We start from the raw sequence: 24,678 nt of genomic DNA, 5'->3' as shown, positions 1-24,678 counted from the left end.
TTTATATCCTCCTCAAATGAGTATCGGGTCAACGGGATAATCTCCGTTGAAACAAGCTTTACAAAATATATCTTTTTCTTTTAAACTTGCCTCTATCATTCCATCCATTGAGATAAAAGCTAAAGAGTCCGCTCCTATTTTTTTTCTAATTTCTTCAATAGAATAATTTGCTGCAATTAAATTCTTTCTCGACGGAGTGTCTATGCCATAGTAACAAGGGTACTCAACTGGTGGAGAAACTATTCTCATATGCACTTCCTTTGCTCCTGCTTCTTTCATTCTCTTGATTAAATTTGCTGAAGTAGTTCCCCTTACAATTGAATCGTCCACGACAACTATTCTCTTACCTTTTAGCACAGTTCCAAGTGGATTTAACTTCATCTTTACGCTTATTTCTCTTTCTTCATTTGTTGGCTTTATGAAAGTTCTCCCCATATATCTGTTCTTTACAAGTCCCTCTGCAAATGGAATTCCCGTTTCTTGAGCATATCCTATCGCTCCCGGAGTTCCGCTGTCAGGTACTGAAATTATCAAATCAGCTTCAACCGGTGCTTCTCTTGAGAGAATTTCCCCACATCGCCTTCTGAAATTGTATGAGTTTATATCATCAAGAGTTGCATCATCTCTTGCAAAATAAACATATTCAAAAATGCAGTGGTGTCTTTTATCTTTACTTTCATAGAATTTAGATTTTATTCCATTCTTATCAATTACGATTATTTCACCCGGTTCAACATCTCTCTTTTCAGATACCCCAATTATTTCAAGTGGTGCGTTTTCTGAGGCTATTATACATTCTCCATCTTCACCAACTCCAAGCACAAGAGGTCTAAATCCATTTGGATCTCTAAATGCAATCAGTTTATCCTCAAACATCATAACAATTGAATAAGCCCCTTGAATTATTCCCATTGTCTTTTTTATAGCTTCAATGATGTCATCTTTATAGTATCTTGATATCAAGAACAAGATTACTTCACTATCTATGGTAGTTTGGAACATCATTCCATCTTCTTCCAATCTTGTCTTTAAGATTTGATGATTTATTAAATTTCCATTATGTGCCAAACATATTTCCTTGCCCTTTGTAAATCCGATTAAAGGCTGTGTATTGTATTCAAATGAACCTCCTGCCGTAGAATATCTTACATGTCCTATTCCAATAGTCCCCGGCAACCTATTCAAAACTTCTTCACTGAAAATATCGTAAACCAGACCCATGCTCTTTTCTAAACGCATTTTTTCGCCATCAAATACACATAGTCCTGCTGATTCCTGTCCCCTATGTTGAAGTGAATTAAGTCCATAGAATAACTTCTTACTAACTTCTTTATTTGAATATATTCCTATTACTCCACACATTAGCCATTTATCCTATTCAAAACTTCTTTGTAACCTTCTATCAAATCTCCCAAATCTCTTCTGAAAATATCTTTGTCATATTTTTGATTAGTATCTTTATCCCACAATCTACAAGTGTCAGGGCTTATTTCATCTGCTAACAAAATATTTCCATTTCCATCTTTACCATATTCAATTTTAAAATCTACTAATTTTAAATTTATCTTTCCAAAGAAATCTTTTAATAAATCATTTATTTTTAAAGTTTCTCTCTTTAAATAGTCGTATTCTTCTTTTGTAATTATTCCTAATGCTATAGCATGGTCTTCAACCATCAAAGGGTCTCCCAAATCATCGTTTTTATATGACAATTCAAAAGTTGGAACTTCAAATACAATACCTTCATCAACTCCATATCTCTTTGCAAAAGAACCTGCTGAAATATTTCTTACAATAACTTCTAAAGGCATAATTTCAACTTTCTTAACCTTCATTTGTCTGTTGTCCATAGTTTCAACATAGTGAGTTTTAACCCCATTTTCTTCTAACATCTTAAATATCGCTGTTGTAATTGCAAGATTTAATTCGCCTTTGCCAAATATGTCGGCTCTTTTTTCTCCATTACCTGCCGTTGCAGTATCTTTATACTTGATAATGTACTCAGAATTATTTTCTGTACTATAAACTTCCTTAGCTTTGCCTTCATAAATTTTTTCCATATCATTTCTCCAAAAAAAATAGAGAATCGCACAACGATTCTCTTAGTTAGATATTTTTAGTTACAACTATAGCTTTCTTAGAAAAGTTTACACTATCTCCTAGGCTTGTTTTTAAATCATTTTGTAGAATATTGCTAACCAACATAAAAACATTATGAATATCAATTACAAACTTATTCGACATAGTGTTTTCTCCTTTTATCTATTACATCTTGTATTATAACATAGAATTTTATTTTTTTAAAATATTATTATTATTTTTTTCACAAGCCTTCAATCCCCTTAATTTAGCTATTTTAATAATTATTAGTTATAAAATTTTTCTCAATAATTTTATTAATGCTAAAAAATATATAAAAAAGAACCGAAAACTTCGGTTCAATTCTAAAATTTATAATTTAAAAGACGCTATCTTTAAGTAGTTTCCTTCTTCATGAATATTTAAATTCCATTTTCCTTCCAAACTCTTTTCTCTTGCAAGCTCTTCAAAATAGAACATTATTACTCCGATATCTATTAAACTTCTCAAATCTTCATCCGATTTTACCATAAATATTTCTACTTCAGAGTCTTTTATAACAAATCTCCATGGTTGGAAATTCTTATGACTTGGAGCATATATAATTGTTGAGAATATATCTAATAGTCCTCTTTCTTCAAGCACTTCAGCTGAAATAGGATTTCCAATTTCACCATCAAAAACCATTTCTTTTACAGGGTTTCTTGAGCTTGTAGTTTCTTTGGAGAAAAATTTCTTTGCTTTTCCATATCCAAAACCTATAAGATAATTTATCTTATCTCCAGTTTCTCCAAATACACTCTTCATTGTGTCTTTATCTACTTCATCAACTGTAATCCAACAAGTATCTATATTTAAATCTACAATTTTAGTATTTAACTTTTCAAGAGCATAACCTATTTTTAATTTGTTTTCTAATGTCTCTTTTTCTGAAGATATACTCACATAGTGTGGAGATTCAATCATAACTCCGCCATATCCTGCCTTACCCTTTAACCCTTCAGAAACTATTGAACCATTTTCTAAAAGTTGAAACTTAAGAAGCTCATTTTCTTCTTTTGAAATTTGCTCTATTGCATCTTTTATAATTTCAAGTTCGTACTTATCTACCTTCATTGGTTTAAAATCCCTTACAGATTTTCTCTTTTGTAAAAAATTAGTTACTAACATTAGTTCCTCCTAAATAAATTTTCCTCTTAAATATGTAATAGCTACCTGATATATATGATCATGCACAATTACACTGGCAATTATTCCAATTATAACTCCTGCAAGCACATCTGTGGGGTAATGTACTCCTAAATATATCCTTGAAATTGCAATAAGCGTTGCAATTATTAATACAACTAATTTTATTGCCGGATAATTCAATGCAATAGTCACGCCAAGTGTAAAGGCTGCAGCTGAATGACCTGATGGAAATGAATAATCTGAAAGGTCAATTCCGTAAGTATTTAAATTTTCCAAAATCCAGTACGGTCTGTTTCTTGAAAAAATTCTCTTTAAAATCTGCACAAATAGTGTTGATACAATCAAACTCAAAATTATTTCTACAGATAATTCTCTAATTCTACCACCGATTAAAAACATTATGAGAGTAATCAATATCACACTCACTGCTCCGCCTAAATTCGTTATATGATAAAATAAAAAATTAGTGTATCTACTATTCATTTTTTGGTTTATCAACTTTATAAAAAAGTTGTCAAACATTTTAAATGGATTCTTCATAGGCACCTCTAATTAATTATATAACAACGCTTCATAATGTAAAAGTCTTTTTAAATATATTGACTATTCCTAAAATAATTAAATCTAAAACTACTCTCTTTAAATGTTTGAGAGTAGTTCTAAAGTTAGGAAATAAGTTTTATTTCAAATGGTCCAAAGTATATAAAACTTGTGCCACTTGAGCTCTTGTAAAGTTTGTCTTTGGGCTGAATTCTCCGGTTTCCATTCCTTTTAATATACCTTTGCTAGATAAATTCTTAACCGCCTCTTTTGCCCAATCTGATATCTTATCTTCATCTTTAAATTCAATATATGAGTTAGGTTTTAAATTCATACTTTTGAATTTCACAAAGTTATCTAAAATTAAAGCCATTTCTTCTCTATTCAAATCATCTTTAATTTCAAAATCTTCAAGTCCTTTTAATATATTGTTTTGGTTTGCCCAAGCTAAGTGTGTATTATAATATTCATTTGAATTTTCATCTTTTACACTTGCTATACGTCCAAGCACTGTTATAAATTCAGTTCCTTTTATTGGATTATCAGGACTAAAATTATTTTCATTTATGCCTTTAAAGTAACCTTTGCTAACTAAATAATTGACTTTGTCTTCTGCCCAATGCCCCTTTAGGTCATTAAATTTACTTTCTACAGTTGAAGTATTTGCTTTTGAAACGAATTTAGCTGATTTATCTTCTCTGCTACTTGAAATTGCACTCGGTTTTAATGAACTTACAACTCAAACCTCCATTCCACTTTTATGTAGTAATTTAATCGATAGAATGTTTTTTATAACTAACTCGAATAAATTGTACTATATTCTTAAAAATTTTCCAAATAATAATTTTATCTTATTTAAAAATATTCTTTTAACTTCATATTCTTTTATCAAAAACCAATTAAAGTCCCTTATTTCTTTAATTTTTGACAAATTTATATTACAATTAATACAAAGGGGGTGTAGAGTTGCAATTATCTTCAGAACAAATTAAAGCCATTGAACATACGACAGGCCCTGCTCTTACCCTTGCTGTGCCAGGTTCCGGAAAAACAACAATGCTTTTACACAGAATTTTAAAACTTGTAGATTTAGGTGTGAATCCATCTGAAATTTTAACAATAACTTTCTCTAAAGCTTCTCAAATGGATATGAAAAAAAGATTTGAAGAAATGGATATAAAAACTTCTTCTAAGCCTCACTTCTCTACCATCCACGCTCATGCTTATAGAATAATTCGTGATTACTATAGATTAAAAGGTAGAGATATGCTCTTGATAGATGAAACTTCTTCTGGAAAATATGAAATACTTCGTAAAATATATTTTCAAATCAACCATAAAAATGTCGGTGAAGAAACACTTGAACAAATTATTTCTAAAATTTCTTACTTTAAAAATTCTTTAGAAATTCCAACTGATAAAAGTGCAAAAATTATAAACTTCACAAAAATTTATAATGCCTATGAAAAATATAAAGATGAAAATAATTTAATCGACTTTGACGATATGGTTGTAAAAGCTTTAGATGTCCTAAAGTCAGAAGTCAATATTAGAAATAAATATAAAAATATGTATAAATATATTCAACTTGATGAGGGACAGGATACTTCTATATCTCAATTTGAACTTTTAAAATATTTAACTGCCCCAAAGCATAATTTATTTATCGTTGCAGATGATGACCAGTCAATCTATGCTTTTAGAGGATCTAACCCAAATTATCTACTAAATATTGAAAAAGTTTATAAAGACGTCAAGTACTACTACTTACAATATAATTTCCGTTCATCTAAAAATATAGTTTCTACTTCAAATTTATTTATCAGAAATAATAAGAATAGATTTAATAAAAATATAGTTACCGTAAATGACTATATAAGTCCGGTTAACATAATTAAAGTTCAAAACAATAAAGAACAGTATAAATTTATCAAAAAGAAAATGGTAGAATCGCCTGATAAATCCTATGCCGTTATCTATCGAAATAACCTGTCTTCTCTTGGATTGGTTGAATATTTTGAAAGAAATAAAGTTGAATTTAACGTCAAGGGAAATAGATTGAAATTTTTTAATCATTTTGTGGTTAGAGATGTACTCAACATAATAAAATTTAGTTATAATATGGATGATATAGATTTATTTTCAGAAATATATTACAAAATAAAAGGATATATCTCAAAAAAACATATTTTATTTTTAAAAAAGAGTTATTCAAAAAATATTTTAAGGTCTTTAATAAATTATCCCGAGCTTCCTAGTTATTATAGAGATAACATATTCTCTCTTATGAATGACTTTAAAAAACTTAAATCTCTAAAGATTCATGAACAAATTGAATATGTGTTATACTCAATGGGGTATGATAATTATCTAAATGATTTTGCAAATAAGTTTGGATTCAGTTATTCTTCTTTGGCTGAATTTATTCACTATTTAAAATTTATAGCCGAAAGTTCTGATGATTTAGAAAGTCTTATAGGTCGGTTGAAACATTTAGAAGCTCTACTTTCAAAACCAACTATCAAAAAATCTAACTTAACACTTTCAACTATCCACTCTGTAAAAGGATTGGAGTTTGATTGTGTTTTTGTCGTTGATATAGTTGATGGAGTAATACCGTCTAATCAAAGCGATAATGAACTGGACTCAGAAGAGGAACGTAGATTATTTTATGTAGCAATGACTCGTGCTAAAGAATCTCTATTTCTTTTAGCTCCTAAAACTCATAATTCTAAACCTGCTATGAGTTCACCATTTATTAACGAAATTTCAAAATACTGAGGAGGTGTATCTTATGGAAATGGATATTGACATAGAAAAGGAAATTATCAAAAAAATAGAAGATATAGTTTCATATAATGATGTAGAAGGTGCTGTAAATTTGTGTAAAGAAGTCCACTATGTCGATATTTGTGAGGCACTTGATGAAATGGAAGATTATCAAGTAAAAGCCTTTATTAAGATGCTACCGTTTGAGGATGTCGCAGGGCTTTTAGAAAGTAGTTGGGATGATTTTCAATTACTTGTAACACCTTTTTTCACTAATGCAGAACTTATAAATATATTCTCTTACATGACTAATGCTGATGTAGCTGATTTATTGGGTTTTCTTTCTACTTCACGTAGAAAAGAACTTTTAAGATATATGAAAGATTCTGATTCTGATATTTTGAAGATGATACTTTCATTTGATGCAGAAAGTTGCGGTGGTATCATGACCACTGAGTTTATTGCATTAAAAGAAAATTTAACTGTTAGACAAGCAATTATAAAAATTAAAGAAATTGCCCCCATTACCGAAATAATAGACTATCTTTTGATAACTGATAAGCTCCATAAATTACAAGGCATTGTCGATTTAAGGCAACTGTTGGTAGCAGATGATACCACTCTATTAAAAGAATTACTTGAAGATTTTCCCTTCTATGTTTTTGCAACTGACGATCAAGAAGAAGCTTCAAATATGATTACAAAATACGATTTGGAAATTTTACCCGTAGTTAACCATAGTATGGCCGTTTTGGGTGTAATCACTGCCGATGACATAGTTTCTGTCATAGACCAAGAGTACACTGAAGATATCCTTGCTATGGGGGGTGTAAGCCAAGACGAAGAATTTGACTCTGAATTCTTTGAAAGTTTTAAAAACAGAATTCCCTGGCTTATTGTAAATTTATTTACAGCATTTTTGGCGGCTTCTGTAGTTGGGATGTTCTCAGATACCATTGAAGCAGTTGTAGCACTTTCAGCGGCAATGCCAATTGTTACCGGCATGGGTGGAAATGCTGGAAATCAAACTCTTGCAATTGTACTGACTTCTTTGGCAAGAGGTGATATGGACTTAATTAAGGATTGGCGTCTTATCTTTAAAGAGATAGGGTTAGGACTTTTAAACGGTGCCATAATAGGTGTAGGTGCCGGTGTAATATTGGCAATTATGTACTCAAATCCTTTCCTTGGCGTAATTATGTTTTTTTCAATGATTTTAAACATAATATTAGCCGGAATAACAGGATTTTTAATCCCTCTTATCTTAGATAAGGTAAATATTGACCCGGCTGTTGCCTCATCAATATTTTTAACAACTTTTACAGATACTTGTGGATTCTTTATATTCTTAGGTCTTGCGTCTGTATTCTTAAACAAATTAATATGAGATTAAAAATTCCCCTTATCACAGGGGAATTTCTACTTTATAAGTTTTTCATATGCAAGTCTTGGAACTCCATTATATAGATAGACTTTTCCACATTTAGTGTATCCACTCTTAGCTAAAATCTTTTGCATAGATATATTATCTGAATGTGTGTCCACTCTAACCGACTCTTTTCCATTTTCTAATGCCAACTTTTCTATTTCATTGAACATTTTGTTCGTATAGCCTTTTCCACTTTTTGAAGACTTTGTAGTCACTCTGTGAATTGCATAGTAATTTTCATTTCCTATCCACTCTCCATCATAGATTTTATCATAATCTGAGTCGTGCTCCACGTGGAGCGCTGTTGAAACTATTTCTCCATCGTCTTCTAAGACATATATTGCACCTATGTTATCCATTGATGCCTTTGGTAAATTTACACCTTGCCATTGGTCTATCCCTCGCTCTTTTAAAAGCTCAGAACCAGCTTTATACATTTCATTTAATAAATCAATTTCATCAACTTTTGCTTTTCTATATTCCATAAACTCTCCTATGTTTAATTACTTCCTAATAACTATACAATGTCTTGATTAAAAAGTAAAATCTATGAATTCAAAGCTCTCATTGAATTAAAAATTGCAATTATCGTAACTCCTACATCTGCAAAAACTGCCGCCCACATACTTGCAACTCCAAAAAAACCAAGCACTAAAACTATAAATTTGACAATTAATGCAAAACTAATATTTTGTTTTACTATATTGTTTGTCTTGTTTGAAATTTTCATTCCCTTTAGTATCTTTGAAATCTCATCTGTCATTATAACTACATCTGCTGACTCTATTGCAATATCAGAGCCTATAGTTCCCATCGCCATTCCTATGTCTGCCCTTGCAAGCACCGGCGCATCATTTACTCCATCTCCAACAAATGCCACTTTACCTTTAGCATTCTTTATGCTATCTTCAAGAATTCTAACCTTATCAGCCGGTAACAATTCTCCGTGGAAATTTTCGATTCCAAGCTCTTCTGCAACTCTCTTTACATTTTTATTTTTATCTCCGGATAAAAGCGTAAGTTTTATTCCTTTCTTCTTTAAAGCTTTTAAATCCTCTAAAATATTATTCTTCAATGTATCTTCTACAACTACATATCCCAAGAGTTCATCTTCTCTAGCGACATATACAACCACGCCATTTTCTTCAAAATTTTCGTGTTCAATATTGTATTTCTTTAAAAGTTTGTCACTGCCAACTAAAACTCTTTTTTTATCATACTCATATTTAATCCCATAGCCCGCAATTTCATCTAGGTTTTCAATTTCCAATGTATCTCCCCTGTAATAAGAATTTATAGCTGTGGCTACAGGGTGATTTGAATTTCTCTCAGCAGAATATGCAAATTTTAAAACTTCATTTTCATCGACATTTATTCCAACAACTTTCACAACGCTAAATTTACCTTTAGTAAGAGTTCCTGTCTTATCGAAAAACAACTCTTTTATATCCGCTAGAGCTTCAAGATAATTTCCACCTTTTACAAAAATCCCCTCTCTTGACGCTGAACCTATTCCTGCAAAAACACCAAGCGGTACTGAAAGTACAAATGCACACGGACAAGAAACTACTAAAAATGTGCAGGCTCTAAATAGTGCATCTTTCCACTCCAATATTCCCGTTACCGGCGATAATGCCATTAGAGTAGCTATTCCTACGACCATTGGAGTATAAATTTTTGAAAATCTCGTAATCAATCTTTCAGTAGTACTCTTTCTTGCAGAAGCATTTTCTACCATATCAACTATTTTGGAAATTGTAGTGTTATCATAGTTTGAAGTCACTCTTATCTTCAATAGTGATGTAGTGTTTACACAACCTGACACAACAATATCACCCTCTTCTACAAACCTTGGTAAAGACTCTCCTGAAATCATAGATGTGTCAAGATTTGAACTCCCTTCTACAATTTTTCCATCTAAAGGAATTTTTTCACCCGGTTTTACAATTATAGAATCTCCAACAGTTATTTCTTCCGGTCTAACTTTTACAATATTTCCATTTACTTCAATGTTCGCATACTCAGGTTTTAATTCTAATGCTGATTTAATTGAATTTCTTGATTTATCCACTGCTCTATCTTGGAATAATTCACCCACATTGTAAAACAACATAACTGCTATCGCTTCAGGATATTCTCCTATAACAAGTGCTCCTAATGAAGCAACACTCATTAAAAATTCTTCATCTAGAAAATCTCCATTTTTTATTTTCTTTATTGCTGAAAAGATTACTTCATATCCGGCTAATATGTATAAAAATAAAAATACTATCAATTTATATTTGTGCTCAATATTTATATTTAATATTAGTCCAAATAAAATCAAAATATGTTTTAAAAGTTCTACATAACTTTTTTCATCTTCAACATCTTCATCTATGCTCAAAGTTTCAACACCCGGTTCTGTTTCATCTACTATTTGTTTTACTTTTTTTGCAAGTTTAATTCTGTCCACATTTTCTTTTATTTTTAGAGTAAATATTTCATTTGAAAGATTAAAATCAGCTTCCTCCACTCCAACTATATTTTTTGTCTTGCCTTCTATTTTTGCAGCACAATTTGCACAGTTTAAACCTTTCAAACGCAATCTATATTCAAGATTCTTTTCCATAACCGCCTCCTATGAACTTATGAAAATTTATTCATATATTATATTTTCATTTTAACTTTTTGTTATTCGATAGTCAATATCAATTTAAATTTTTAAAACAAAAAATCCTACACAAGTAGGATAAATTTTCTATCATATTTCAAATAGATAAGTTTATCTTTCCTCGGTAGGATTTAAAATTTATATCTTATTTTCTAATGCCGCCTAAAATAGCTAACAATATAACTGCTCCTAAAACTGACAGCAAGATTGAACTAATATTAAGTCCTGTTACATCAACCCCAAGTAATCTAGTACCTAAGAAACCTCCAATAAAAGCCCCTATTACACCTACAACTATATTTGCTATAGCTCCCATTTGTTCATCACGTTTCATTATTCTACTAGCTATCCAACCGGATAAAGCCCCTAAAATTAACCAAGCTATCATAATTGTACTTCCTTTCTTCTTCAACCATATTATAAAACTTATATATTATATATACCTATTTTAATAAAAACTAAACAGTTTCAAAATATTATCTACTTTGAAACATATTTATTGCTTTCAATATAGAACCTATATAAGTAGTCTATTGCTTCTTCAGCATAATCTATACCAATTCTCTTTGAAGAAGTAATTTTAAATTCACTTTCTCCCTCTACGATATATAACTTTTCTCCAATAGTCATATCTAGTCCGTTATAAGTTAAATCAATTCCCATTGCCTTTGTAAGCTTTGCAGGTCCATTTGTTATATTTTTCTTCTGATAAGAATTCAATTCTGCGTAGTTTTTACCAAATCTTCTCATTGAAAAATTATCAAACTCAGAAATAGGTTCAACCGCTCTTATTAGAACAGCCTCTCCTATGGATTTCTCTCTGGTTACCACATTTAATAAATTGTGCATACCATATGTGAAATATACATATGCAAGTCCTGCGCTTCCATACATCACTTCTGTCCTTTGAGTTCTCCTCCCACCATAAGTATGAGCTGCTTTGTCTTCATATCCTAAATAAGCCTCAACTTCAACTATTTTGGCAATTAAAATATCATCATCTCTTTCACTGATTAAATATTTTCCAAGCAACTCTCTTGCAACCATTAGTGTGTCTCTCTGGTAAAAATTTCTTTTTAGTACATTATCAGTGTTGATTGTTGAGTGCCCATTCTTCATATTTATCTATTTCCGATTTTATTTTAGTCATAAGATAAGTGAACACACTTATATCATCTAACAGACCAATTCCAAGCACCATATCAGGTACTATGTCCATGGGATTTACTAAATATATAAGCGCTGCTATAACCATTATCATAGATTTTTTACTAACACCTTTATATCTTCCAGCTATAAAATCTTTAGTCAGATTTAATACAAGAACTAATTCTTTTTTAATTACTGACAAATTTTGATTGTTTTTAGATTTTTCAGTTGCATTTTTTACAAGCTTTACAAATCTGTTTTTGTCATTATATATAGCAGTAGATTTACCTTTTAGATTATTGAAAATCTTTGAAATATCTATAATATCAGCTCCTTTAAATCATCTGTATAACTATTACCCAATAAATTATAATCTTATAACTTTTTATACAAACTTTAAATTATAAATGATTTAGTCTATGCCAATATGCTTCTCATCTTCAAAGAAATCTATTGTTTCTTTTGCTATCACACCACTTAATGAAAAAATAGCAATCATATTTGGAATTGCCATAAGCCCATTAAAAATATCTGCTATAGTCCAAACTGCACTTACAGTCATATATGGTCCAATAAAAATTGCCAAAATATATAAATATCGATAGCTTATAATTACTTTATTATTGCCATGTGTTAAATATTCTAAGCATCTTTCGCTATAGTAATCCCAGCCAAGAATAGTTGTAAAAGCGAAGAAAATAAGGCACATTACTAAAACTACATTTGAAAAAACAGGTGAGAATGGTAATCCATTTTGGAATGCATAAGTTGTAATCTGAACACCTTCTATACCTTCAACTTGCCATGCCCCTGTTAATACAATAGCTAATCCTGTCATAGTGCATATACATATTGTGTCGATAAAAGTTCCAGTCATACTTACAAGTCCCTGACGAACCGGTTCATTTGTTTGCGCTGCTGCAGCTGCAATAGGTGCTGAACCTAGACCAGCTTCGTTTGAAAAAATACCTCTTGCAATACCCTTTTGCATTGCCACAATCATTGTTCCTATAACTCCTCCTGCTAATGCAGTTGGCTCAAAAGCTGACTTAACTATTAAAACAACTGCCGCAGGTATCTCTTTATAATTAAATATCATAAGTAAAATTGCAAAAACTATATATATTACAGCCATAAATGGAACTATAATTTGGCTGACATTTACTATACGCTTAAGTCCTCCAACCAATACCGCTGAAACACAAAAAGTTAAGATAAGTGACGAAATAACAACAGCTATAGAATACTTTCCAAGCCATGGCAAAGCTACAGTATGGATATAGTTAGGGTCAAATAATCCTTGAACAGCACTTGCAATCCCATTGACTTGACTAAAAGTACCTATCCCAAATAGTCCAACACACACTCCAAAAAATGCAAATGACTTCGCTAACCATTTCCATTTTTCTCCCATTCCCTTTTCTATATAGTAGAATGGCCCTCCTAAACTATGTCCGTCTTCTGCAACAGTTCTGTACTTAATTGCAAGCAATCCTTCTGCATACTTTGTAGCCATACCAAAAAATGCAGCAATTTCCATCCAAAATAAAGCTCCCGGTCCGCCTGTAGAAATAGCAGTTGCAACTCCTACAATATTTCCTGTCCCTATTGTTGCAGACAAAGCAGTACATAGTGCTGCAAAACTTGATACCTCACCTTTAGCTCCATCTTCATTGTGATACAGCCATTTTAAAGCCAATGGTAATTTGTGAATTTGTAGACCCTTTAACCTTAAAGTTAAAAATATACCACCGGATAAAATCAAAATCATCAGAGGAATTCCCCAAACAATATCGTTCACTCTTACCAAAAAATTATTAATCATATTCAACATCTTATAAGTCCTTTCTGCAGCAACAGATTGGAATTTATTTAGTTTATGGAAAAATAAATGGACTAAAAAACCGTAAATAAATGGTAAATTATTGCATTAAAACAAAAAAAGACCATAAAATACGGTCTCAAAGTCAAAATGGTTATGTGGATAATAATAAATAATAAGTAATACCTAATAAGTAAAACTTTAATATTTTCATTTTAAACTATATCTTTTTAAAAAGTAAAACAAATAAACCCATTTGTTCACACAAAAAGACACTATAATTTAAAATAAATTCAAAATATTATATTTCCGCATCTCTGTCCCTTTTGCCTGAGAGATTTCACAGTTTATAAGCTGTGTTGCACCTTCGGCATCTTACCTAAATCCATGGTAAGACTTCTCCAGAGTAATGATCCATTTACAGTTTTCATCTTAAAATAAGACACCTGAGAGTTTTACTCCTTCGGTAGGTTAAAAACCACTTTCCTGCAAACTTCATTTCATTGCTGCCCTTAAAGATTACACCCACACAAACTAAATGTCAATAAATTTTTCTAAAAATCCTCAAAAGTATACATTAAAAAAATAAAAAACATATCAATGACTTATTTCATCAATATGTTTTTACGTAATATTTATTATTTTATTTACTAACTATTAATTATAATTAGTTACTTTGTCATCCCCTTATGTTTTTTAATTATGCTAAGTTGTTATTTTTATTTTTGAATTGCGCTTGTTATGCTTGGTATTAATTGTTTCTTTCTTGACAATAATCCAGGAACTTTAAATGAATTTGAAGGAGAATTTACACCAAACACATTTTTTATGCTCTCTATATATTCTCCAACCACTATCACTTCAGAAATTTCTTTAAATATATCTGTGAGCATCATTACAAAAGTTGACTCTCCATTTGCAACTCTGACTTCTTCCATCTTTTCCTTTAGTCCTTCTTCTATACTATTTAGACTATCCAAATTCATAGTAAATATTTGACAAACACGTATATTTTCATCTTCTACCACAAATTTTTTCACATCGCCATTTACTAAATCAGACATTGATTTATTTTCAAGCTTAGTTCCCTCTCTGAACATCTCCATCGCAAACTCTTCATGGTCTATTCCTGTAACTTTTGAAAGTCTCTCCAGAATTCTCTTATCAGTTTCCGTAGCTGTTGGTGATTTAAACAAAAGTGTGTCAGAAATTATTGCTGCACTTAAAATTCCAGCTATCTCTCTTGAAGGCATAATTCCAGCTTCATAATACATCTCTGCTACAATTGTGCAAGTTGAACCCACAGGCTCATTTCTAAAATACACCGGCTCATCTGTCGCAATGTTTGCAACTCTATGATGGTCTATGATTTCTCTAATCACAGCTGAATCGATATCATCTATGGATTGATTTTTTTCATTGTGGTCAACTAAAATCAATTGTTTTTTATCGCTTGAAATAAGATGAAATCTTCCTATCGAACCTATAACCCTCTTCTTATTATCTAATACGGGATATGAGCGAAATCTACTCATCCCCATAATTTTCTTAGCTTCTTCAACGGTATCTTCCAAATCAAAAGTAACTAAGTCTTTGTTACTCATCACATGTGATATTGGCACAGCTTGTGGTAATAACCTACCAGCCATAAATGTATTATAATTAGTTGATATTATTGTTGTGCCAGTTAATTTTGCCTTTTCAACTACCTCATCATCTACTTTAAAGCCACCTGTGACAATTATCAGACTGACATCTCTGTCCATTGCATCTAATTGAGCATCTTTTCTGTCCCCAAGTATTATAATATCTCCCTTAGAGATTTTATCTCCTATATGCATTGGCGACATTGCATAAACGGTTATCTTGCCATCTATAGCTTTGAAAATTTCAGGTTGATATATAAATTTTCCAGCCAAAACTTCAATTATATTTTGATAAGAAGTGTTGCTTCTTCCCAAAATTGAATCGTCCCAAACGTCCATGTATGACATAGTTATATTCGATAAACTTGCAATTCCGACCAGTCTTTCGTCTTGGTCTGTTACCGGTAGTGAATTCACTCCGTTTTCTTGAATAAGTTGTAACGCCTTATATAGAGATATATTTTCCGAAACACAGTACGCCTTGTCCATTTCCAAATCTTTAACTTGAGCTTTTATACTGTCTTTTAGTCTTGGCGGTTTCACGCCAAAATAATCTAATACAAATTTAGTTTCTTGATTTAATTCACCAAGTCTTATAGCCTCAACATCAAATCCGGTCTTCTTTCTCTTTAATTCTGCATAAGCTATTGCAGCACATATTGAATCTGTATCGGGATTTTTATGCCCTGTAACATAATATTTGTCTTTCATAATTCTCCATTCTAATTTACAAATAAAATAGCCTACAACGTCTTTTTGCGTATGTAGGCCTCTTACTCTATTGTCAAATAACTATACAAAATAATATCACATTTGTCAATTATCAACTATTTTGTTCATTGTCCGGCAAAATAAATCTGTTATCTTTTTGTGTGTTTTCATCGTCTGAAATAGAATATTCATTAAATTTAACATCTATATCTACAGTCTTACCGTTTCTCAATATGTTTAACTTAGCTGTATCTCCAACTTTGTATTTATATAGAGTTGCCTTTAGTGAATCCACTCCTTCGATTTTTGTATCTCCTATTTTTAGTATTACATCGCTCTTTTGCAATCCTGAAGCTTCAGCAGGAGTTCCCTTCATAACGTCCATAATTAAAACACCTGAATCTAAGTTAGTATTTAAATTATAGTATCTCTTAGCCAATGTCATATCCATAGTTTGAACACCTAGAGATACAACTTTATAATCTCCTGTCTTTATTACTTCTTCCAATATTGTCTTTACGCTATTGATAGGAATTGCAAAACCAAGTCCTTCGGCTGTTGAAACTTTTACTGTATTTATCCCTATTACTCTTCCCTCTGAATCAAGTAACGGTCCACCTGAGTTACCACCATTTATTGAAGCGTCAGTTTGAATTAGACCATTCATATATCCTCCGCCTGAAACTTGACCAACATATCTATTTAAGCCTGATATTATACCTTGTGTAACACTTCTTTGGAATGCCAAATCAAGAGGATTTCCGATTGCAATTGCCGCTTGTCCAATTTTTAAATCATCTGAATTTCCAAGCTCAGCAGGAATAAGTTCTGTCTTTGGTTCAATTTTTACTATTGCTATATCTATAGTTGAGTCAACCCATACTGTCTTACCTTCAACTGTAGTTCCATCATACAATTGTACGCTCGGCTTTTCTATTGTTTGACCACTTAGTTTTACAACGTGTGCATTAGTTAGAATATATCCTTGTTTATCAACTACAATCCCTGAACCGGTTCCGCCAACTTGAGCTTGACCCATCCAAGTTTCAACTACACCCTTGGTTGTGATTCCAACTACTGATGGCATTGCCTTTTCAGCAACAGCTGAAGCAATTGTAGAAGAATCTTTAGCATTTATAACTATTTTTTTAGAATCTTGTTCTGAAATAGCAGGCATTGAAGCTTGTTCTCTCATCACCGCATAAGATATTGCAGAACCTATGATTCCACCTATAATTGCACATAGAAGAGCAATTACTACTATATTATTACTATTCTTTTTTCTATTTCTCCTATTAGGATAGCTGTAATTATTTTCTTCCATATTTTCCCCCCTTGCTTTTAATTAATAATAATTATATTTTGTGAAGAACAGGTGAATAAAAAGTAACGAAATGTCAAAATAAAATACAATTTTTATTACTCATCACCATATAAAATTAAAATCTGTATGCACTGATTTACATTACAAGAGTAGCTATAAGTGGAACTACAAATATGCAAATCAACATACTAATGGTTATTATACCCGTAGCATACTCAACATCACCTTTAGCTTCATTTACTAAAATAGGAGTTACCGCCGCTCCAGCTGTGGACGATTGAACCATGTATATTTGATATTCCATTCCGGATATTCTCATTCCTAAAATACCCACTAACTTAGCCACTAAATACATTATCAATGGAGCTATCAAAAATCTTCCCAACAATCCAACAAATGTATCTCTGTCAAATTTTACACTTTTAAAATCTGACTTAGCTGATATTATACCTATGTATAACAAAGAAAGAGGAGTTACCATATTCCCTAGATAAGTTAAAGTTGAATTTATTGTTGCTGGAACTGGAATTTTAAATATCAAAAATATTGTCCCAAAAATAAATCCTGTAAATGGAATTGGTATTAACTTTTTCCACTGTATCTTAGAATTAACTTTCTTTTCCGGTGTGTCATTGGCGATTAGTATAACTCCTATTGTCCAAGTTGCAATTGTGTTGGTTATGTAATATATCAAAAAATAGGGAAGTCCTTTTTCTCCAAACAAAGCCATATTTAAAGGCAATCCTATAAATATTGTGTTTGAAATTGCAAACATATTTATAAAAGCTCCTCTTCTTCCAACCCTCACCTTTAAAAATTTTGAAAGTATATATCCTGTTACAAAACAAAGTATTACTGCCAACACTGTATAGATAAAACCATTTGATAAGTCTATTAAAAGTTCCACCGTCAGATATTTTAAAACTGATACAAAAACAGACGCTGGCAAGGCCACATTCATAATCAATTTAGATATGTTATTTGAAAATGAATTTTCAAACCAACCAAACTTCTGCATCAAATATCCTATAATAATTAAAAAAATTATTGGCATTATACTCACAACCGAAGTAAAAAAAGCTAACATTAAATTCCCTCTTTCATATTTTGTAACTGTACACTTTAAATTATACAATTCTTGACATAAAAAAAGAACTACTCGAACTATAAAGTTCGAATAGTCTATAATTAAAATCCATTTATTACATAACCATTTCTATCTCTCTTAGGACTTCTTGGCATCTCCCAAGAATTATGGTCTGTGTGTAAAAGCATATGAGCTTTATGGCTGTTTGGTTTATCAAAATAATTTTCATATAGAGATTTCACATCTTCGTTCTCATGAGAGTATCTCAACTCAGATTTTTTATCTAGGAAATATAAATTCTTTCCTCTTTCAAAGGCTAGCTCATCTCCGTCGTGTATAGGTTGACCTCCGCCTCCTACACATCCTCCGGGGCAAGCCATAACCTCCACAAAATCATATTTCTTTTCGCCACGTTCTATCTCTTCGATTAACTTCCTTGCATTTCCAAGTCCATTCACTGCCGCAACTCTCAACTCAACGCCATTTAAATTAAAACTTGCTTCACTCACTCCAGTGTCTTGAGATTCTGCCCTGACAACTTCAAAAGCATCAGGAGAACAGTTTTCACCCATAATAGTATAATATGCCGTTCTCAAAGCAGCTTCCATAACTCCCCCAGTTGCGCCAAATATCACACCGGCTCCTGAGCTCTTTTCAAAAAGCTTATCTGGTTCTATATCTTCAAGAGTGTTGGAATTTATGTGTGCCGCTCTTAACATCCTCACAAGTTCACGTGTTGTTATTACACAATCTGTATCGTGTCCGGCATATTCTTCATAAAATAGTTCCATTTCACTTTCGCCTTTTTTTGCCAAGCAAGGCATAACTGCTACAGAATATATATTTTCCGGCTTCTTTCCAATTTTTTCTGCAAAATATGTCTTCATAACTGAGCCGAACATTTGCATAGGAGATTTTGCAGTTGAAAGTTGAGGAACCAAGTGCGGAAATTGTCCCTTGATAAATCTCAGCCATCCCGGGCAGCAAGAGGTGAACATAGGTCTTTCATCTAATTCATTGTTGTTAAACCTATCTAAAAATTCATTTGCCTCTTCCATTATTGTCAAGTCAGCAGAATACGCTGTATCAAAAACATAATCTACACCTATTTTTTTAAGCGCATCAAAAATTTTATTTACAGTTGCCTCTTTGATCTCTAAACCAATTTCTTCACCCCAAGAAGTTCTAACAGCCGGTGCAACCTGAACTACGACAACTTTATCTTCAGACGCTATTGCTTCCCACAACTTACTCGTATCATCTCTTTCTTTTAATGCACCAACAGGACAATGTGTAATGCACTGTCCACACAATGAGCAGTCAGATTCAGCAATGGTTCTTGAGCCTGATATATTTACAGTAGTTCTTGCTCCTGTTCCCTCTAACTCCCAAATATTTAAACTCTGCATTTTATCACAAACTTGTATACAGCGCATACATTTTATACACTTTTTAGAATCTCTTATGAGCGGAAAAGAATTATCCCACGCTTGATGTTCTAAATTTTCTTCATACAAAACATCTTGTATATTTAAATCATTTGAAAGTTTTTGAAGTGAACAGTTTCCACTTCTCACACAAGTTGCGCACTTACAATCGTGTTGAGAAAGTATCATCTGTACTGTCCTCATCCTATCTAGCATTACTTTAGGACTGTTGGTAAATATAACCATATCTTCTTCAACTACATTGTTACAAGCTGTTATTAGTTTTCCCTTGCCTTCAACTTCAACTACACACACCCTACAAGCTGCTATTTCATTTAAATCTTTTAAATAACATAGATGTGGTATTTCTATTCCTTTGCTCTTTGCTGCTTGCATTATGGTAGTTCCCTCAGCAACTTCAATTTTTACATTATCAATAGTTAAATTTACCATATGCTTTCACGACCTCCCTTAAATATTCCAAAGCCGAAGTGATCACATCTCAAACATCTTGCCGCCTCTTGATGAGCCGCTTTTTCATTCATATTTAGCTCCACTCCATTAAAATCTAATACTCTCATACAAGCTTCTCTTTCCGGAAGTTCAACTCTTCCACAATAAGTCTTGTCTTCTATATTAGGCTCAGGTATATCTACACTACAAGTGATTTCATGATGATAGCCAAGATATTCATCTATGTTAGCTGCCATTACTTTCGCAGCTGCTATTGCCTTTATTACAGTTGCAGGCCCCGACGCACAGTCTCCACCGGCAAAGAGCCCAGGTATTCCTCTAAAACCTCCATTAGGTAGTGTGAATATCTTTCCCTTTTCGATAGGCACTCCCACATCTTCATAGTGTTCAGTTTCAATATTTTGTCCAATTGCTACTACCAACACTTCACAAGGAATGAACTGTTCTGCTTCTCCATTTGGAACAACTGACGCTCTACCACCTTTTATTTTAGATATCATCTGAGGTTCAACCCAAATACCCTTTAACTTCCCATCTTCTATCTCAAGTCTTGAAGGAGCTTTCAATGTCACCATTTCAACCCCTTCTGCTAAAGCACCTTCAATTTCATTAGGCAAAGCAGTCATATCTGCTATTCTTCTTCTATAAACACAACTAACTTTTGAAGCATTTAAACGCACCAAAGTTCTAACTGCGTCCATGGCAACATTTCCGCCGCCTATTACAGCTGCCCTCTTACCTGAAATGTCCGGCAATTTCCCCATACCAACATCTCGTAAAAATTTTACAGCTGAAACTATTCCCTCGCTCTTTTCTCCATCTAAGCCAAGTTTTTTATCAGTGGATGCCCCAACTGTTATAAGTACTGCGTCATAATCTCTTCTTAAATCATTTAAATCTATGTCTATACCAATTTTAAGTCCATATTTAACTTCAACACCAGTTTCAAGTATAGCTTCAATATCATCATCCAATCTCTCTTTTGGCAATCTGTAATTTGGAATACCATATCTAAGCATACCTCCCAAACCTGGAAGCATCTCAAATACAGTAGTTTGATGCCCCATCAACTGTAGATAATATGCTGTAGAAAGACCTGCCGGTCCACCTCCGACTATGGCAACTTTTTTACCAGTTGACTTTGCACACTTTTCAGTTGGAACCTTGCCCGCCATATCCGCAGCAAATCTTTTAAGCCCACGAATGTTCACTGAATCATCAACCATATTTCTTCTACATCTATCTTCACAAGGATGCTCACATATAAACCCACAAGTGGTTGGAAACGGATTGTCCTTTCTTATAAGTGCTATTGCATCAGCATATCTATGTTCTCTAATCAACGCTACATAACCAGGTATGTCCACGTTCGCCGGACATAATGCAACACATGGAACAGGTTGAGTAGTCATACATATACATCTTCCATTTATAACGTGCTCTTCATAGTCATCCCTACAGTTGACTATACTCCTATGTACCATATGAGCAGCTTCATATCCTATCGCACAGTCGGCAGTTTCAGAAATAGATTTTGCCGTCTCTTCAATTAAGTCCAATGTGCCCATATTAGCTTTTCCATTTAAAACATCAGTCAATAAATTTTTAAGTTGTTGAAGTCCTACCCTACAAGGAATACATTTGCCACATGTCTGTGCATGGCACATTTCTATAAAAGCTCTCGTAGTATCAACAGGGCATAATCCAGGTGGGCTGGATTCTATACGTTTTTTCAAATTTTCATAAATATCATCGATTACAATTTTAGCTCTACTCGGTGATTCTAATTCTAATCTGCTCACAAGCTCTCCCCCTAAAAATAATACCTACATATTATTTGATTCAATATATCTACTATAGATAATATTATATGATAATCGAACTTTATACAATAATTGTTATTTTTTTGTTAAAGTTTGTTATTTTTTAGAAAATTTTCTAATCTTGTTGATAGATTTCAATTTATAGTTTTAAATAATTTATTTTTTAATACTAGTTCCAACCGTTATTCCTAACAACATTCCCAATGAGACAAATATACCTAAATTATCTTGACCAAGTAGAACCCCAATTGCAGTCCCAAAACACATTCCTAATGACATTCCTTCTGATAGATAGTTTTCATCTTCATTTTTATTGCTTCTTTTAGATTTATTCTTCACAAGATTAATAATATAAATTGTTGCGATTCCTACCAATATCACTGGCAAAATAATTCTTATAAGATACAATCTAAACTCACCTCTATATTTGGATTAAATTTAATATATTTATAAATTTCTCTAAAAACTTTAAATTTATCAATACTTATCTTCTTCATGTATACTCCACACTATATATTTTTTCAAATATATTTCTGAAGTTAATAAGTAATCTTTATTACCGTCACTAAATATATATCCACTTCCCATTTGTTCTTTAAACTTAATTCCCATATCATTCTCAAAATGTTTAAAAAGATATGAAACATCTCCATTTTTTGAGATTAGAATATTTTTGTCTAATTTTACATAAGGTTTTTCTTTTTTTATTTTTGATATTGCTATTAAGTATGGAATTGGATTTCCCTTTTGAAAAACTATATCTTTATTATGATAAATTATAAAACTACCTATACAAGTAAAAGCTATAGTAATTAAAATTAATTTTTTCACAATATTCCTCTTAAATTTATTTTTATTAAGCTTATATTAAGTATATCATTTTAAAATATATATTTAATAAGAATTTCTCTTTAAAGACTAATTAAAAAACATAGCTGGCTTTCACCAACTATGCTTTATTTTGAAAATAATCACTATTCAATTACATTGTACTCTTTTAAAATCTGTTCCATCTCAGTTCCTGCCAACATAGCTTTTACTTTGTGACTTACTATCCACGGCAATTTAATTTCCGGTTTTTCTCCATCTAATAGACCAACCAATCCACTCAATAGATATCTGATGTCATATCTTGAAGCAAATACTTCGGGTACAGCTTTTTCAACTCCTGTTAAAATATAGACAGCTTCCATAGCAGTACGTCATGAATATTCAGTAGTAAAGATTGTATCTCTTCCCGGATTATCAGGAGTTTCTGCAAACTGACCTATGAATGCAAAGTTTACTCCATCTTTTGGAACTACATAAGGTCTGTCTCCAAATTTTCTCGGCATAAAATATGATGTTATAAATGGCATCATAACAGGCACTGCTGTACAAGTTTGAGCTATTTCATCTATCTTTTCTATAGGAACTCCTATGTGGTAAAGCCATTCTTTTGTAATTTCATTACCTGTGCAATCTCTCATCTTCTTCTTATATATAATCTCCGTCTTTGTCTGTAAACAATCCATAAACCCAAACTACTACATCATCTTTAGGTTGTGTAGGATATTGACCTTGTCTGTTTATAGTCCAACTCATCAACCATGATGAATCTCTTTCAGTTACAATACCACCTGTAACAGTTTTTCCAGTATATGGAGACCTCTTAGTTATCTTCTCGATATAAGGTGCTATTTTTCTATCGTGGCAAGTTACAGTACAAGATTCCCAATTTGTCTTTTCAAAATCAGTACTAAATACTTCCGGATTTCTAAATTCTTCGCATGACTAGCAATGTTATTCCAAAGTTCCCAACTGCTTCCAGGTTCTCTTATAAATGGTGCCGGAGTGTCGTCATCTCCATATCCGGAAGATTCTATAATTGAACCGTTAGTAATAAATACTAAATCATTTTCTGTAAGCTCTATAGATTTATCATTGCCTTTATTATCTTCGGCAACTATTTTTTTAGCGACTTTCTTATCTGTCAAAATTTCAAATTCAACATTTTTTACAGCTGTATTGTAATCGAATTGAACGCCTTTTTCCTTTAGCCATTTTATCATCGACTCTACAATTGAGATAAATTGGTCATGTCTTGTAAATTGTAGTGCTGATAAATTAGGTAATCCCTCTACGTGGTGAATGAAACGATTCATATAGAGTTTCATTTCTAAAGCACTGTGCCAATTTTCAAAAGCAAACATACTTCTCCAGAAAGTCCAAAAATCAGTTTTGAGCAGTTCAGGTGATAATACATCTTCTATTTTTAAATCTTGTAGTGCTTCGTTCGGCATGGACAAAAACATCACTATCTCTTTTACTAAATCTTGTCCTAAATTAAATTTAGCATTGTCCCATCTCTCTCCACACTTATGTGTGATACGACAATTGCTATAATTCGGATCATCTAAATATGTCTTCATAGTAGTAATAAAAAGTATTTCTGTTGATTTCACATATCTTTGCTATTTCACTCATTTTAACATCTTTTAATGTCTTCTTCCCGGCTAATTCCCAAAATACATCTCTAATCAATTCTTTTGTATATTGTTTTGCCATCAAATCA

The 24,678-nt window shown here is 32.1% G+C and carries 22 protein-coding genes, 2 pseudogenes and 1 riboswitch; of the genes and pseudogenes, 2 read left to right on the top strand and 22 right to left on the bottom strand.

The window, feature by feature from the left end; genetic code table 11:
* Positions 1 to 12 precede the first annotated feature (12 nt).
* From purF to DYE58_RS11695, 7 genes and pseudogenes are all read right to left on the bottom strand, one after another.
* Complete coding sequence (gene purF / locus DYE58_RS07995; protein WP_004821164.1) at positions 13 to 1,362, bottom strand: amidophosphoribosyltransferase; 1,350 nt, start codon at positions 1,360 to 1,362, stop codon at positions 13 to 15.
* The gene (gene purC / locus DYE58_RS07990) at positions 1,362 to 2,060 is read right to left on the bottom strand and encodes a phosphoribosylaminoimidazolesuccinocarboxamide synthase (RefSeq protein ID WP_004821161.1); all 699 of its coding nucleotides are present in this window, start codon (positions 2,058 to 2,060) and stop codon (positions 1,362 to 1,364) included. The genes purF and purC overlap by 1 nt, the downstream gene beginning before the upstream one ends.
* A gap of 46 nt (positions 2,061 to 2,106) precedes the next feature.
* A complete protein-coding gene (locus tag DYE58_RS11065) occupies positions 2,107 to 2,244 on the bottom strand; it encodes a hypothetical protein (RefSeq protein ID WP_004821160.1) in 138 nt (45 codons plus the stop codon).
* 207 nt (positions 2,245 to 2,451) lie between these two features.
* Positions 2,452 to 3,249 carry a nitroreductase family protein gene (locus DYE58_RS07985; protein ID WP_004821159.1) on the bottom strand — a complete coding sequence of 266 codons (798 nt, stop codon included), beginning with the start codon at positions 3,247 to 3,249 and terminating at the stop codon, positions 2,452 to 2,454.
* Positions 3,250 to 3,258: 9 nt separating this feature from the next.
* Positions 3,259 to 3,810: a phosphatase PAP2 family protein gene (locus DYE58_RS07980; protein ID WP_004821157.1), complete on the bottom strand. Its 552-nt coding sequence runs from the start codon at positions 3,808 to 3,810 to the stop codon at positions 3,259 to 3,261.
* Between the two features lie 139 nt (positions 3,811 to 3,949).
* Entirely contained in the window at positions 3,950 to 4,321 is a 372-nt protein-coding gene (locus DYE58_RS07975; RefSeq protein ID WP_004821155.1) for an S-layer homology domain-containing protein, read from the bottom strand.
* A gap of 18 nt (positions 4,322 to 4,339) precedes the next feature.
* Positions 4,340 to 4,522, bottom strand: a pseudogene (locus DYE58_RS11695) (S-layer homology domain-containing protein); the annotation flags it as partial.
* A 254-nt stretch (positions 4,523 to 4,776) separates the two neighbouring features.
* On the opposite strand from DYE58_RS11695, the gene DYE58_RS07965 reads away from it, so the two are divergent.
* Both DYE58_RS07965 and mgtE read left to right on the top strand, forming a co-directional pair.
* Positions 4,777 to 6,591, top strand: coding sequence for an ATP-dependent helicase (locus DYE58_RS07965; RefSeq protein WP_115312179.1), 1,815 nt, complete (start codon positions 4,777 to 4,779; stop codon positions 6,589 to 6,591).
* Between the two features lie 13 nt (positions 6,592 to 6,604).
* Positions 6,605 to 7,966: a magnesium transporter gene (gene mgtE / locus DYE58_RS07960; protein WP_004821148.1), complete on the top strand. Its 1,362-nt coding sequence runs from the start codon at positions 6,605 to 6,607 to the stop codon at positions 7,964 to 7,966.
* A gap of 32 nt (positions 7,967 to 7,998) precedes the next feature.
* Here mgtE and DYE58_RS07955 read toward each other — a convergent pair whose 3' ends face one another.
* The 15 genes and pseudogenes from DYE58_RS07955 to DYE58_RS07885 form a co-directional block, all read right to left on the bottom strand.
* Complete coding sequence (locus DYE58_RS07955; protein ID WP_004821145.1) at positions 7,999 to 8,493, bottom strand: GNAT family N-acetyltransferase; 495 nt, start codon at positions 8,491 to 8,493, stop codon at positions 7,999 to 8,001.
* A gap of 62 nt (positions 8,494 to 8,555) precedes the next feature.
* Complete coding sequence (locus DYE58_RS07950) at positions 8,556 to 10,181, bottom strand: heavy metal translocating P-type ATPase (protein WP_004821143.1); 1,626 nt, start codon at positions 10,179 to 10,181, stop codon at positions 8,556 to 8,558.
* Between the two features lie 625 nt (positions 10,182 to 10,806).
* Complete coding sequence (locus DYE58_RS07945) at positions 10,807 to 11,049, bottom strand: GlsB/YeaQ/YmgE family stress response membrane protein (protein WP_040553355.1); 243 nt, start codon at positions 11,047 to 11,049, stop codon at positions 10,807 to 10,809.
* 92 nt (positions 11,050 to 11,141) lie between these two features.
* Entirely contained in the window at positions 11,142 to 11,780 is a 639-nt protein-coding gene (locus DYE58_RS07940) for a DNA-3-methyladenine glycosylase (RefSeq protein WP_050794622.1), read from the bottom strand.
* A complete protein-coding gene (locus tag DYE58_RS07935) occupies positions 11,749 to 12,012 on the bottom strand; it encodes a YkvA family protein (RefSeq protein WP_004821139.1) in 264 nt (87 codons plus the stop codon). The genes DYE58_RS07940 and DYE58_RS07935 overlap by 32 nt, the downstream gene beginning before the upstream one ends.
* 210 nt (positions 12,013 to 12,222) lie before the next feature.
* Positions 12,223 to 13,635, bottom strand: coding sequence for an alanine/glycine:cation symporter family protein (locus DYE58_RS07930; protein WP_245946075.1), 1,413 nt, complete (start codon positions 13,633 to 13,635; stop codon positions 12,223 to 12,225).
* Positions 13,636 to 13,939: 304 nt separating this feature from the next.
* Positions 13,940 to 14,047: riboswitch (glycine riboswitch) on the bottom strand.
* Positions 14,048 to 14,351: 304 nt separating this feature from the next.
* A complete protein-coding gene (locus tag DYE58_RS07925; RefSeq protein WP_004821132.1) occupies positions 14,352 to 15,989 on the bottom strand; it encodes a putative manganese-dependent inorganic diphosphatase in 1,638 nt (545 codons plus the stop codon).
* A gap of 112 nt (positions 15,990 to 16,101) precedes the next feature.
* Positions 16,102 to 17,313 (bottom strand): S1C family serine protease, encoded by a 1,212-nt coding sequence (locus tag DYE58_RS07920; protein WP_115312177.1) that lies wholly within the window; start codon positions 17,311 to 17,313, stop codon positions 16,102 to 16,104.
* A 136-nt stretch (positions 17,314 to 17,449) separates the two neighbouring features.
* Positions 17,450 to 18,400 (bottom strand): AEC family transporter, encoded by a 951-nt coding sequence (locus DYE58_RS07915; RefSeq protein ID WP_004821127.1) that lies wholly within the window; start codon positions 18,398 to 18,400, stop codon positions 17,450 to 17,452.
* 101 nt (positions 18,401 to 18,501) lie between these two features.
* Positions 18,502 to 20,280 (bottom strand): [FeFe] hydrogenase, group A, encoded by a 1,779-nt coding sequence (locus DYE58_RS07910; protein ID WP_004821125.1) that lies wholly within the window; start codon positions 20,278 to 20,280, stop codon positions 18,502 to 18,504.
* Entirely contained in the window at positions 20,274 to 22,103 is a 1,830-nt protein-coding gene (locus DYE58_RS07905; protein ID WP_004821123.1) for an NAD(P)-binding protein, read from the bottom strand. Before DYE58_RS07905 ends, DYE58_RS07910 begins: the two co-directional genes overlap by 7 nt.
* 177 nt (positions 22,104 to 22,280) lie before the next feature.
* On the bottom strand, positions 22,281 to 22,532 hold the full coding sequence (locus DYE58_RS07900; protein WP_004821121.1) for a glycine zipper domain-containing protein: 252 nt from the start codon (positions 22,530 to 22,532) through the stop codon (positions 22,281 to 22,283).
* A 69-nt stretch (positions 22,533 to 22,601) separates the two neighbouring features.
* Complete coding sequence (locus DYE58_RS07895; protein ID WP_040552350.1) at positions 22,602 to 22,955, bottom strand: hypothetical protein; 354 nt, start codon at positions 22,953 to 22,955, stop codon at positions 22,602 to 22,604.
* 143 nt (positions 22,956 to 23,098) lie between these two features.
* A pseudogene (locus DYE58_RS07890) lies at positions 23,099 to 24,529 on the bottom strand (oleate hydratase); the annotation flags it as partial.
* A complete protein-coding gene (locus DYE58_RS07885; protein WP_004821113.1) occupies positions 24,516 to 24,671 on the bottom strand; it encodes a TetR/AcrR family transcriptional regulator in 156 nt (51 codons plus the stop codon). The pseudogene DYE58_RS07890 and the gene DYE58_RS07885, both read right to left, overlap by 14 nt.
* Positions 24,672 to 24,678: the final 7 nt, after the last annotated feature.

The sequence above is a fragment of the Peptoniphilus indolicus genome (genome assembly GCF_900454665.1).
In the GTDB taxonomy this organism is placed as follows: domain Bacteria; phylum Bacillota; class Clostridia; order Tissierellales; family Peptoniphilaceae; genus Peptoniphilus; species Peptoniphilus indolicus.
The sequence above is the reverse complement of the archived record's forward strand: the minus strand, read 5'-3'. Positions and strand labels throughout refer to the sequence as shown.